We start from the raw sequence: 12,484 nt of genomic DNA, 5'->3' as shown, positions 1-12,484 counted from the left end.
CGTCACTTCCTTAACGTGGCGTTCAACCTTTGTTCGAGCGAGGTGAGGATATTTTGCGTCGTCGTATTCACCTCATCGTCATTAAGAGTGCGCGATGGATGCTGCCAGGTCAAGCCAACTGCAAGGCTTTTTCTATGCGGATCAATGCCTTTACCCTGATAGACGTCAAATAGCCTGAGGTCTGTCAGCCATTCCCCTGCATTTTCACGGATTACGTCCAGAACAGCACTGGCCGCAACACCTTGATCGGCAATCAGCGCCAGATCACGTCGTACTTCAGGGAAACGCGACAACTCGCTGAATTTAGGCATTTTGCCCGAGGCCACTTCAGCCAAGACTAGCTCAAAAACGAAGACTGGACGGTCCAGCCCCAAGGTTTTCGACAGTTCCGGGTGAATCGCGCCAACGAAGCCCACCAGGCGACCTTCACGTTCGATACGGGCGGTCTGGCCCGGGTGCAACGCCGGGTGTTTGCCAGGGGTGAAAGTGAAGGCATCCAGCGCACCGGCAAAGCCCAGCACCGCTTCCACATCGGCCTTGACGTCGAAGAAGTCGACGGTGTCGCGACCTTGTGCCCAGCCTTCCGGCAGACGGCTGCCGCAAACCACGCCAGCCAGCATCGGCTCTTGCTTCAGGCCATCCAGCTGACCGACGAAACGCAGGCCGCTTTCGAACATGCGCACGCGGTCTTGCTGACGGTTCAGGTTGTGGGACAGCGCCTTAACCAGACCCGGCCACAGCGACGAGCGCATGGCGGCCATGTCGTTGGAGATCGGGTTAGCCAGCAACAGCGGCTCGACACCCGGGTTGAACAGTTCGAATTGCTTTGGATCGATGAAGCTGTAGGTCACCGCTTCCTGATAACCACGGGCAACCAGCAGGCGACGCAGTTCCGGCAGGTGTGCACGGGCTTCGGCTTTCGGCTGCGGCGCCAGGCGCGCTTGCGGGTAACGAACCGGCAGGCGGTTGTAGCCGTACAGGCGGGCCAGTTCTTCGATCAGGTCGACTTCCAGGCTGATATCGAAGCGATGGCTTGGCACTTCTACGTGCCACTGCCCTGCTTCACCGGTCGAGATGCCGAGGCCGAGTGCCGACAGCAGGCGCTCGATTTCAACCGGCTCGATCACCAGGCCGAGCATTTGCTCAACGGCCTTGGCGCGCAGGATGATCGGTGCAACCGACGGCAGGTGCTGTTCGCTGACGGTTTCGATGATCGGGCCGGCTTCGCCGCCAGTGATTTCCAGCAGCAGGCCAGTGGCGCGCTCCATGGCTTCACGGGCCAGCTGCCAGTCCACGCCACGCTCGTAGCGGTGCGAGGCGTCGGTGTGCAGGCCGTAGGAACGGGCCTTGCCAGCGATGGCGATCTGATCGAAGAAAGCGCTTTCGAGAAAGATGTCGCGAGTGGTTGCGGACACGCCGCTGTGCTCACCCCCCATCACGCCGGCAATCGCCAGGGCGCGGGAATGGTCAGCGATCACCAGGGTATCGGCACGCAGGCTGACTTCCTGGCCGTCGAGCAGTACCAGCTTCTCGCCTTCCTCGGCCATGCGCACGCGGATGCCGCCGTTGATTTCGGCGAGATCGAAGGCGTGCAGCGGTTGGCCCAGTTCCAGCATCACGTAGTTGGTGATGTCGACGGCAGCGTCGATGCTGCGCACTTCGGAACGGCGCAGGCGCTCAACCATCCACAGCGGGGTTGGCTTGGACAGGTCGACGTTACGGATCACGCGACCCAGGTAACGTGGGCAGGCGTTGGGGGCCAGCACTTCGATCGAACGCACTTCGTCGTGCACGGCAGGTACCGCTGCAACCACCGGGCGGGTCACGGTCGCGGCGTACAGTGCGCCGACTTCACGCGCCAGGCCCGCCAGCGACAGGCAGTCGCCACGGTTCGGGGTCAGGTCGACCTCGATGCTGGCATCTTCCAGTTCCAGATAGACACGGATGTCCTGGCCCACTGGCGCATCGGCCGGCAGTTCCATCAGGCCATCGTTGCCTTCACCGACCTGCAGTTCCGCCTGGGAGCACAGCATGCCGTTGGACTCAACGCCACGCAGCTTGGCCTTCTTGATCTTGAAGTCGCCTGGCAGCTCGGCACCGATCATGGCGAACGGGATTTTCAGGCCCGGGCGCACGTTTGGCGCTCCGCACACGACCTGGAAGGTTTCCGCGCCGTTGCCGACCTGGCACACACGCAACTTGTCAGCGTCCGGGTGTTGCTCGGTGCTCAGCACCTCACCCACAACCACACCACTGAAAACACCGGCGGCCGGCGTGACGCTATCGACCTCAAGGCCGGCCATCGACAGACGAGCAACCAGCTCGTCGCGACTTACCTGCGGGCTTACCCAGCCACGCAGCCATTGTTCACTGAATTTCATCCTGCTCTCCTAAAGATCCGTTACGACTAGCGAAATTGCGCGAGGAACCGCAAGTCGTTGTCGAAGAACAGACGCAAGTCGTTCACGCCGTAACGCAGCATGGCCAGACGCTCAACGCCCATGCCGAAGGCAAAGCCCGAGAATTCTTCCGGGTCGATCCCGGACATGCGAAGCACGTTGGGGTGAACCATGCCGCAACCCATCACTTCCAGCCAGCCGGTCTGTTTGCAGACGCGGCAGCCTTTACCGCTGCACATCACGCATTCCATATCGACTTCAGCGGATGGCTCGGTGAACGGGAAGAATGAAGGACGGAAACGTACCGCCAGCTCCTTCTCGAAGAACACCCGCAGGAACTCTTCGATGGTGCCTTTGAGGTCGGCGAAGTTGATGTCGCGATCAACCAGCAGGCCTTCGACTTGGTGGAACATCGGCGAGTGGGTGATATCGGAGTCGCTGCGATACACACGGCCTGGGCAGACGATGCGGATCGGCGGCTTCTGCGATTCCATGGTGCGGACCTGTACCGGCGAGGTATGGGTGCGCAGCAGCATGTTCGCGTTGAAATAGAAGGTGTCATGCATCGACCGGGCCGGGTGGTGGCCTGGGATGTTGAGCGCCTCGAAGTTGTGATAGTCGTCTTCGACCTCAGGGCCTTCGGCAATGCCGTAGCCGATGTGGGTGAAGAACTGCTCGATACGTTCCAGAGTCCGGGTAATCGGATGCAGGCCGCCCGAGGTCTGGCCGCGGCCAGGCAGGGTCACGTCAATGGATTCGGCGGCGAGCTTGGCCGCAAGATCAGCCTCCTCGAGCGACGCCTTGCGCGCATTGAGAACCTCTGTAACACGCTCCTTGGCCACGTTGATCAGCGCACCGACTTGCGGACGCTCTTCAGCCGGCAAATTCCCCAGGGTCTTCATCACCTGAGTCAATTCACCCTTTTTGCCAAGGTAGTGAACCCGGATTTGCTCCAGGGCATTGATATCTTCTGCGCTTTGCACAGCCTCTAGTGCTTGAGAGACCAGCGCATCCAGGTTTTCCATGTACAGACTCCAGATACAAAATAGGGGAAGAGCTTGAAGGCTCTTCCCCTATTTAAGACGTTTAACACCGTGGGCCGCGGAAGCGACCCAGGGTGACTGTCGGGGGTACTTAAGCCAAGGTGGCTTTAGCTTTCTCGACAATCGCAGCAAACGCCGCTTTTTCGTTCACTGCCAGATCAGCCAGAACCTTACGGTCGATCTCGATGGACGCTTTTTTCAGGCCAGCGATGAAACGGCTGTAGGACAGACCGTTAACACGTGCACCAGCGTTGATACGAGCGATCCACAGAGCGCGGAACTGACGTTTTTTCTGACGACGGTCACGGTAGGCGTATTGGCCAGCCTTGATAACCGCTTGCTTGGCAACACGGAATACGCGTGAACGCGCGCCGTAGTAGCCTTTAGCAAGTTTCAGAATTTTCTTGTGGCGCTTACGCGCCATGACGCCACGCTTTACACGAGCCATGAGTTACTTCCTCTATTCTTGACTAAAATTAACGAAGGCGCAGCATGCGCTCGACTTTTGCCACGTCAGACGGATGCAGCAAGCTGCTACCGCGCAGTTGACGCTTACGCTTGGTCGACATTTTAGTCAGGATGTGGCTCTTGAAAGCGTGCTTGTGCTTGATACCGTTAGCAGTTTTCAGAAACCGCTTAGCAGCACCACTTTTAGTTTTCATCTTTGGCATGTTCGGTACTCCGCATTCAGTTGATAAACATAATCAGAAGGCCTGCCGTGCCCTATTGATTACTTCTTCTTTTTCGGGGCGATGACCATAATAAGCTGGCGTCCTTCCATCTTAGGATGCTGTTCGACCGAACCGTACTCGAGCAGGTCAGCTTCAACCCGCTTGAGGAGTTCCATCCCCAGCTCCTGGTGGGCCATCTCACGGCCGCGGAATCGCAAGGATACCTTGGCCCTGTCCCCATCACTCAGGAAACGTACCAGGTTGCGCAGTTTTACCTGGTAATCCCCTTCCTCCGTCCCTGGACGAAACTTGATTTCTTTTACTTGAATCTGCTTCTGGTTCTTCTTCGCCGCGGCAATCTGCTTCTTCTTCTCGAAGATCGACTTGCCGTAGTCCATCACCCGGCAAACGGGTGGGATTGCGTCGGCGGAGATTTCCACCAGGTCCAATTTGGACTCTTCAGCAATACGAAGCGCTTCATCAATCGAGACGATGCCAATCTGCTCGCCGTCAGCGCCAATTAACCGAACCTCGCGTGCCGAGATATTCTCGTTGATCGGGGCTTTCGGTGCAGCTCGTTTATCTTGTCTCATTTCACGCTTAATAATAATTACTCCGAATCTGGGCGACCACGCCGGGAAACCGCTTGCGCGAGGAACTCAGCGAACTGGGCGACGGGCATCGAGCCCAGGTCAGCACCTTCACGAGTACGCACAGCGACAGTCTGCATCTCGACTTCCCGATCTCCGATAACCAAAAGATAGGGAACCTTGAGCAAAGTATGCTCGCGGATTTTAAAGCCGATCTTTTCATTTCTCAAGTCGGACTTGGCACGAAATCCGCTTTCATTGAGAGTTTTTTCAACTTCAGCGGCAAAATCTGCCTGTTTATCAGTGATATTCATGATCACTGCCTGGGTCGGAGCCAGCCACGCAGGGAATGCACCCTCGTAGTGCTCGATCAGGATCCCGACGAACCGTTCGAACGAGCCGAGGATCGCCCGGTGCAGCATAACCGGGTGTTTACGGCTGTTGTCTTCGGAGACGTATTCGGCTCCCAGACGGATCGGCAGGTTAAAATCGAGCTGCAGGGTACCACACTGCCAGACGCGACCAAGGCAATCTTTCAGCGAGAACTCGATCTTCGGACCGTAGAACGCGCCCTCGCCCGGCTGCAAGTCGTATGCAAGCCCCGCACTGTCCAGCGCTGCGGCCAGTGCAGCTTCGGCGCGATCCCACAGTTCGTCGGAACCGACGCGTTTTTCCGGACGAGTGGACAGCTTCATCTCGACTTCGGTGAAACCGAAATCGCGGTACACGTCCATGGTCAGCTTGATGAATGCAGCGGATTCGGCCTGCATCTGCTCTTCGGTGCAGAAGATGTGGGCGTCATCCTGAGTGAAGCCGCGCACGCGCATGATGCCGTGCAGTGCACCCGATGGCTCGTTACGGTGGCAGGCACCGAACTCGGCCAGGCGCATCGGCAACTCGCGGTAGCTCTTCAGGCCCTGGTTGAACACCTGTACGTGGCACGGGCAGTTCATCGGCTTGATGGCGTAGTCGCGGTTTTCCGACTGGGTGGTGAACATATTGTCGGCGTAGTTGGCCCAGTGCCCGGATTTCTCCCACAGGCTGCGGTCAACGACTTGCGGCGTCTTGATCTCCAGGTAGCCGTTGTCGCGCTGAACCTTGCGCATGTACTGCTCGAGCACCTGGTACAGGGTCCAGCCGTTCGGGTGCCAGAACACCATGCCCGGCGCTTCTTCCTGGAGGTGGAACAGGTTCAGGCGCTTGCCGATCTTGCGATGGTCGCGTTTTTCGGCTTCTTCGATGCGCTGGATGTAGGCCGCCAGCTGCTTCTTGTCAGCCCAGGCAGTGCCGTAGATCCGCTGCAGTTGTTCGTTCTTCGCGTCACCGCGCCAGTAGGCACCGGACAGCTTGGTCAGCTTGAACGACTTGAGGAAGCGCGTGTTCGGCACGTGCGGACCACGGCACATGTCGACATATTCTTCGTGGTAATACAGGCCCATGGCCTGCTCGTCCGGCATGTCTTCCACCAGGCGCAGCTTGTAGTCTTCGCCGCGGGCGGTGAACACGTCGATCACTTCGGCACGCGGAGTGACTTTCTTGATGACGTCGTAATCTTTTTCGATCAGCGCGTGCATGCGCTGTTCGATAGCCGCCAGGTCGTCCGGGGTGAAAGGACGCTCGTAGGCGATGTCGTAATAGAAGCCTTCGTCGATGACCGGGCCGATGACCATCTTCGCGGTTGGGTACAGCTGCTTGACCGCATGGCCAATCAGGTGCGCGCAAGAGTGGCGAATGATCTCCAGCCCCTCTTGATCCTTGGGCGTGATGATTTGCAGGCTGGCATCGCCGGTGATCAGGTCGCTGGCGTCAACCAGCTTACCGTCGACCTTGCCGGCCACGGTGGCCTTGGCCAGGCCGGCACCAATGGATGCGGCGACCTCGGCTACGGAAACCGAATGATCGAATGAACGTTGACTGCCGTCGGGAAGAGTAATAGTTGGCATGGCGCCTCCTCTCCTAGTGGTGACCCCTACCAAAGGTCACGTGGGTTGGGATGAGCCAGTACAAGATCCAATACCAGGCCGTTCAGTGATGAACGCCTGCCTTACAGCGGCAGGAGCCTTTCGGCCAACCGATAATCGAACCAGAGTGACTGGAGTTAAACAAAAAAGACCTTGGCAAGGCGGCATAGGGCGCGCCGGAAAATAGCCAAGCGGAAGATGCTAGCACAGATGAACGGTCATGGCGCCGAAGCCGCTTCACGAAACGAAAATTCCCGGCTTTTAAGGGCAAAAGTGAACTTGAACTGTACGGCAGCCCTCAAACACACCGAGAATCGCCGTTCGTCCACGACTCCAGGAGCATTTGATTATGCGTTTTACCTCGACTTTCGCCCTTGCTGCATCCCTGACCCTCATGTCCCTGGGTGCGCACGCCGCAGCCCCGTCGAACTGGCCTGCCGGTGCGCGGGACAGCTTCATCAAGGATTGCAGCGCAGCCGCCCAGCAAAGTGTTGATGCCAAAACCGCCAAAGACCACTGTGAATGTGGCGCGGACAAAATCAATGCCGAATTGAGCAGTGCCGAAATCAAGGAACTCATGACCAACCAGAACGCAGATCCTGCGCTCAAGACCAAAGCTGTGACGGCTATTTCGTCCTGCAAAGTCGTGAAGAAAAAGTAATTTTTACACCCTGCCAGACCGGCTGAAGGACCAGAAATCGCCATGAAAACTGCCATTTCTCACAAATTACGCAGCTTTTACGGCTTTTTTTAACAGCTGATATTTCGCCTGAAAGCCCCGTAGATCGGGGCTTTCAGCCAACCAAGGCATGAAACACAACGCGATTGATTAGCAAACAATGCCTTGGGGGGGCTCCCAAGCCGAACATTTCGACTATGATAGCTCGGTGTGCCCAGTTGGCCTGAGCAGCACAGCACTACTGAAAATATATGTTTCTTGGAGATACACCATGTCTAATCGCCAAACCGGCACCGTTAAATGGTTCAACGATGAAAAAGGCTTCGGCTTCATCACTCCTCAAGGTGGCGGTGACGACCTGTTCGTACACTTCAAAGCTATCGAAAGCGACGGTTTCAAAAGCCTGAAAGAAGGCCAAACCGTTTCCTTCGTGGCTGAGAAAGGCCAAAAGGGTATGCAAGCTGCACAGGTTCGCCCAGAGTAAATCTGCGCCGAACTAAAAAAACCCCGTCCATGTGACGGGGTTTTTTATGGCCTGGAGAAAAGCGCTGGAGCAATCAGCCGCAATTGACCCGATTGATCACAAGGTTGTCATCGGTATTGAGGTTCAGGCGATCGGAGCGGTATTCCAGCGTGACCATGTCATCTGGCTTGAGAATGCGTGCGTTCTGCGCTCCGGCGCGGCTACGGGCCTGTTCCAGCAATTGTGGCGAAGCTTTCTGGCCGATTGCGAACTCGGCAGCCTTCGCCTCACAGCGGCTATGACCAGCATCGGTCACGGCAGTGTCTTTGGCTGGCTCAGAGGTACCCGGGGTGCTGCAACCCGACAAGGCGAGCGCAGCCAACAAAGTACCGAATGATGCGAGCTTCCAAGGCATGAAGCCTCCTTTGAGAAAAAATGGACAGAGATCGTGCGACCGTGGTTTGGCCGATTGGTTTCAGAATTGTCACAATTGGCTGTGGGCCAGTCTGCCTGAGTCGACACCGGGCGCTGGCGAATCAATCGTCACCAGATATGAACGCACTCAATAGATGTCGATGTAATCAAACGGCGGCGTTGGCCAATTCTGCTTGAGCGCGTTGAAAATCTGCATCACCCACACCTCGTCGCTGGCTGCGACGTTGCCGACATAACCCGAACCCGCCGCCCAGGTCTCCAGGCGGAACAGAAGGCCGTCGATATCGACGCCACCCACCACGCCCGAAGAAATGTAGGCAATGCCGGCCTTGGTAACGCGCAATTGGGTGTGAACGTTGTCACTGGCGGACGCAAGCAGCTGCCGCACAGCGTCCAGCGTCAGGTTTTCGGGGTTGTTCAAGTCGATCTGCACGCGGTTTGCCCTGGCAATTAAACAGGCGGACAGTGTCGCACAGCCCTCCCCTCATGCCTAAGTAGCAGTGCCAAACACGGCGCAAAATGGTTAACTCCACACGCAGAACGCACTAACCGCCTTTCAGCCTCGCGAGACACCCATGACCATCGTCACGATCCACGCCGACATCAAAGCCAAGTGGCCCCACGGGCAAAGCTCCTACAGCCCGGGCAGCCCGGAGGAGTTGGCAATCATCGGTATCGACCTGCTGGTCAAGGAACTGGGCACACAGGCCGCGCAGGCATTCATCGGCCAGGTATTCGAGAAATACCCGGCCGATCACATGGGGGCGCCAGACCCCGAGCGCGAATAAGACCCGGCCGACGAACGTCGACCGGCAGGCTGTTTACTTCAGGCGACCAAGGCGTTCGGTCAGCAGATCGAAGAAGCCTTGGGCATCGCCGTTTTCAACCCAGAACGCGTTCTTCGGTTGTTTCAGGCCGTCGTACCAGTCGACGATGGTCTGGCCGAAGGTCGGGCCTTCACGGCTATCCACCACCACATTGACTTCACGGCCGCTGAACAGCGCAGGCTTGAGCAGGTAGGCAATGACGGTAGCGTCATGCACCGGGCCACCCGGGATGCCGTAGTGCTCCATGTCGCCTTTGACGTATTCATTGAGAATATCGCCCACCACCTTGCTCGCGTTGTTGTTCAGCGCAGCGATTTGCTTCAGGCGTGCGTCGCTGGTCAGGACCTTGTGGGTCACGTCCAACGGCAGGTAGGTCAGCTTGACGCCGCTCTTGAGCACGATCTCGGCCGCGATCGGGTCGGCGAACAGGTTGAACTCGGCCACCGGCGTGATATTGCCGCCGTTGAAGTGCGCGCCGCCCATCACCACCACTTCCTTGATGCCTTGAGTGATCTCCGGCGCCTGGGTCAATGCCAGCGCCAGGTTGGTCTGCGGACCGAGCATGGCGATGGTGATGCTGTGGGGCTTGGCGGTGCTGAGGGTCTTGATCAGGTAATCAACGGCATTGCCTTCGGCCAGGCCTTTTTTCGGCTCATGCACGGTGACGCCGGAGATACCTTCCTTGCCATGGATGTTTTCAGCGTAGATCGGCGTGCGCAGCATCGGTTTCGGTGCACCGGCATATACCGGGATGTCCTCGCGCCCTGCCCATTCGCGGGCCAGGCGTGCGTTGCGGGAGGTCTTGTCGAGGCGCACGTTACCGGCAACGGTGGTCAGCGCGCGGATCTGCAGTTCATCGGGCGAAGCCATGGCGAACAGCAAGGCAACCACGTCGTCGGCACCGGGATCGGTGTCGATGATCAGGTCGATTTTTTCCGCCGCGTGGGCGCTTGCAGCAGTTAGAACGGACAAAAGCAGCACACTCCGGAACAGGTGTCGCAGGGTTTGGGTACCACGTTGCATGACGCACTCCTTGTCGTTGGGGAATTCTAGAACGTTACGCCGGAAACCAGCGCGATATTGCAGTAGGGCTGGCACTCGCCGGTGCGCACCACCGCCCTCGCCTTGCGGCTGAGCTGCTTGAACTCTTCATGGCTGACCAGGCGGCGTTCGCCGAGGGCGGCCTGTTCGGTCAGGGTATTGAGATCCGCCAGGGCCGGCGGTTGCTTGAGCAGGATTTCTTCAGCGAGCACGTGGCTTTCCACCTGCATCTCGCTGAGGACGATGCGCAAGGTACTGACGAAATCCGGAATGCCTTTGGTCAGCGCCAGGTCGATCAGCTCGACACCCGGCGGCACCGGCAAGCCGGCATCACCGATCACCAGAATGTCACCATGGCCAAGGGATGCGATCACCCGTGACAGCGCGATATTGAGCAAGGGAGTCTTTTTCATGAGGGCACAAAACCTTGGACGTCATGCAATGTGGGAATAGAGGGTTGCGCACCCGCGCGGGTCACGGACAGCGCGGCGGCTACCTGGCCGAAACGAATGGCCTCGGCCTCGCTCCTGCCGTTGGCCAGCGCGGCTGCGAAACCGCCGACGAAGGTGTCACCGGCAGCCGTGGTATCGACCGCCTTGACCTTGGGCGCGACCAGGTGCTCGAAGCCTTGGCCATCGGCAAACAACGCGCCTTCGGAGCCGAGGGTAATGATCACTTTGCCAGCACCGGCCTTGATCAGGCGTGTGGCGGCGGCCTTGGCGCTGTCCAGCGAGTCGACCACCACGCCGCTCAAGGCCGAGGCTTCGCTTTCATTGGGAATCAGGTAGTCGATGGCGGCGTACCAATCCTCGGGCAGCGGACCACTGGCCGGCGCCGGGTTCAGGATCACCGTCTTGCCCAGCTCGCGACCGCGCTTGAGGGCATGGCCGACAGTCTCCATCGGCGTTTCCAGCTGGCAGACAATCACGTCGGCAGCCTGCAGCACACTGTCAAATGCCTGTAATTTGGCTGGGGTCAGCTCGCCATTGCTACCGGCGACAATAACGATCGCATTCTGGCTGCTGTCATCCACCACGATCAGCGCCACGCCGCTGGAACCGTCGACGGTGCTGACGGCCTGGCAATCAATGCCCTCCACCAGCAACGCGTCGCGCAATTGCGCGCCATAGGCATCGGTACCCACGCAGCCGACCATGGCGACCTCAGCCCCGAGGCGCGCCGAAGCGACCGCCTGGTTCGCGCCCTTGCCGCCGGGAACGGTGGAAAACGATTGGCCGATCAGAGTTTCACCGGCGCGGGGCAGCCGGCTGGCCCGGGTGACCAGGTCCATGTTCAGGCTGCCTATTACCACTACTTTTGCTGGCATACATCAATACTCATCAATTCGGTTCAGCGGTATTGGGCAAACACACCGGCCAACGGCGCCGTCGACTCGCGCAGGACAATACTCGGCGTCACGATGCGTTGATCGATCGGCAATTGGGGTGTCGCAATTCGTCGCAGTAAAAGCTCGGCCGCCATCTCTCCCAGCTGCAGGATCGACTGGCCCACGGTGGTCAGCGCCGGGTACACGTACTGGCTCATCTGGATATCATCAAACCCGATCACCGACAGCTCACCGGGCACCCGGATGTTACGTTCGGCAGCGGCACGCAAGACGCCGAAGCCAATCATGTCGTTGCCGGCAAAAATCGCGCTGGGGGGATTATCCGCCAGCAATTGCGCCGCGGCCGCGTAACCACCGGTACTGGTGAAATCACTTTCCAGCACACGGCCGGCCGGCACTTCGAGCCCCGCCTCGGCCAGGGCACGGTAGTAGCCCGCCATCCGCATTTGCGCCACGCGGGTATGACTCGGGCCACCAATGCAGGCAATGTCGCGATGACCCAGATCGAGCAAGTGCCGGGTCGCCAGGTAAGCGCCCTGTTCATGGTCGATGCGCACCAGGTCGACATCGATCCCGTCCAATGCACGGTCGACGATGACCATCGGCGTGCGTACCGCCTTGAGGCCTGTCGCCAGGCCGCTGTCGTCGCCGCCCACCGAGGTCACGATCAAGCCGTCGATGCGTTTTTCCAGCAGCACCCTCAGGTAGCTGCGCTGCTTTTCGGCATTATCGTCGGAGTTGCAGAGGATCACGCAATAGCCGTTACGCTCGCAGTAATCCTCGATGCCCCGGGCCAGTTCCGCAAAATACGGGTTGAGGCTGTTGGGCACCAACAGGCCGATGGTGGCTGTGGTCTTGGCCTTCAGCGAGCGCGCGACCGCACTGGGTACATAGTCGAGCTGCTTGATGGCCGCCTCGACCTTGATCCGTACCGGCTCGCTGACCGGGCGCGTCTTGTTCACCACATGAGACACGGTGGTGTAGGAAATCCCCGCCAGCGCGGCCACATCCTTGATCGTTGCCATGG

The 12,484-nt window shown here is 58.8% G+C and carries 15 protein-coding genes; 3 read left to right on the top strand and 12 right to left on the bottom strand.

Translation table 11 applies throughout. The features are described from left to right. Positions 1-2 precede the first annotated feature (2 nt). The 6 genes from pheT to thrS form a co-directional block, all read right to left on the bottom strand. Positions 3-2,381, bottom strand: coding sequence for a phenylalanine--tRNA ligase subunit beta (pheT, locus tag HX811_RS26380; protein WP_177048079.1), 2,379 nt, complete (start codon positions 2,379-2,381; stop codon positions 3-5). Between the two features lie 26 nt (positions 2,382-2,407). Next, positions 2,408-3,424: a phenylalanine--tRNA ligase subunit alpha gene (pheS, locus tag HX811_RS26375; RefSeq protein ID WP_003219939.1), complete on the bottom strand. Its 1,017-nt coding sequence runs from the start codon at positions 3,422-3,424 to the stop codon at positions 2,408-2,410. Positions 3,425-3,533: 109 nt separating this feature from the next. Then, positions 3,534-3,890, bottom strand: coding sequence for a 50S ribosomal protein L20 (rplT, locus tag HX811_RS26370; RefSeq protein ID WP_003219940.1), 357 nt, complete (start codon positions 3,888-3,890; stop codon positions 3,534-3,536). A 28-nt stretch (positions 3,891-3,918) separates the two neighbouring features. Continuing rightward, entirely contained in the window at positions 3,919-4,113 is a 195-nt protein-coding gene (gene rpmI / locus HX811_RS26365) for a 50S ribosomal protein L35 (protein WP_002553160.1), read from the bottom strand. Between the two features lie 59 nt (positions 4,114-4,172). Beyond that, positions 4,173-4,724, bottom strand: coding sequence for a translation initiation factor IF-3 (infC, locus tag HX811_RS26360; RefSeq protein WP_169875357.1), 552 nt, complete (start codon positions 4,722-4,724; stop codon positions 4,173-4,175). After that, entirely contained in the window at positions 4,724-6,646 is a 1,923-nt protein-coding gene (gene thrS, locus HX811_RS26355) for a threonine--tRNA ligase (RefSeq protein WP_003219944.1), read from the bottom strand. Before thrS ends, infC begins: the two co-directional genes overlap by 1 nt. Positions 6,647-7,010: 364 nt before the next feature. On the opposite strand from thrS, the gene HX811_RS26350 reads away from it, so the two are divergent. After that, complete coding sequence (locus HX811_RS26350) at positions 7,011-7,325, top strand: hypothetical protein (protein ID WP_080673250.1); 315 nt, start codon at positions 7,011-7,013, stop codon at positions 7,323-7,325. Between the two features lie 289 nt (positions 7,326-7,614). Continuing rightward, a complete protein-coding gene (locus tag HX811_RS26345) occupies positions 7,615-7,827 on the top strand; it encodes a cold-shock protein (RefSeq protein WP_003179963.1) in 213 nt (70 codons plus the stop codon). Between the two features lie 73 nt (positions 7,828-7,900). Here the strand turns inward: HX811_RS26345 and HX811_RS26340 are convergent, their stop codons facing one another. After that, on the bottom strand, positions 7,901-8,221 hold the full coding sequence (locus HX811_RS26340; RefSeq protein WP_008438688.1) for an I78 family peptidase inhibitor: 321 nt from the start codon (positions 8,219-8,221) through the stop codon (positions 7,901-7,903). 147 nt (positions 8,222-8,368) lie between these two features. Further along, on the bottom strand, positions 8,369-8,674 hold the full coding sequence (locus tag HX811_RS26335) for a hypothetical protein (RefSeq protein ID WP_003219949.1): 306 nt from the start codon (positions 8,672-8,674) through the stop codon (positions 8,369-8,371). A gap of 142 nt (positions 8,675-8,816) precedes the next feature. Here HX811_RS26335 and HX811_RS26330 point away from each other — a divergent pair, with 142 nt between their 5' ends. After that, positions 8,817-9,029: a hypothetical protein gene (locus HX811_RS26330; protein ID WP_003219951.1), complete on the top strand. Its 213-nt coding sequence runs from the start codon at positions 8,817-8,819 to the stop codon at positions 9,027-9,029. Positions 9,030-9,062: 33 nt separating this feature from the next. Here the strand turns inward: HX811_RS26330 and HX811_RS26325 are convergent, their stop codons facing one another. Genes HX811_RS26325 through HX811_RS26310 form a run of 4 tightly spaced genes read right to left on the bottom strand, consistent with a single transcriptional unit; the run spans position 9,063 to position 12,482 of the window. Further along, positions 9,063-10,091 (bottom strand): nucleoside hydrolase, encoded by a 1,029-nt coding sequence (locus tag HX811_RS26325; protein WP_003219953.1) that lies wholly within the window; start codon positions 10,089-10,091, stop codon positions 9,063-9,065. A gap of 26 nt (positions 10,092-10,117) precedes the next feature. Beyond that, complete coding sequence (gene rbsD / locus HX811_RS26320; protein WP_008438690.1) at positions 10,118-10,522, bottom strand: D-ribose pyranase; 405 nt, start codon at positions 10,520-10,522, stop codon at positions 10,118-10,120. Continuing rightward, positions 10,519-11,436, bottom strand: coding sequence for a ribokinase (rbsK, locus tag HX811_RS26315; RefSeq protein WP_008438691.1), 918 nt, complete (start codon positions 11,434-11,436; stop codon positions 10,519-10,521). The genes rbsD and rbsK overlap by 4 nt, the downstream gene beginning before the upstream one ends. A 23-nt stretch (positions 11,437-11,459) precedes the next feature. Continuing rightward, complete coding sequence (locus tag HX811_RS26310) at positions 11,460-12,482, bottom strand: LacI family DNA-binding transcriptional regulator (RefSeq protein ID WP_003219958.1); 1,023 nt, start codon at positions 12,480-12,482, stop codon at positions 11,460-11,462. Positions 12,483-12,484 lie beyond the last annotated feature (2 nt).

The organism is Pseudomonas sp. F8002 (genome assembly GCF_013385495.1).
Taxonomy (GTDB): Bacteria; Pseudomonadota; Gammaproteobacteria; order Pseudomonadales; family Pseudomonadaceae; genus Aquipseudomonas.
This window is presented reverse-complemented; position numbering and strand designations above follow the sequence as displayed.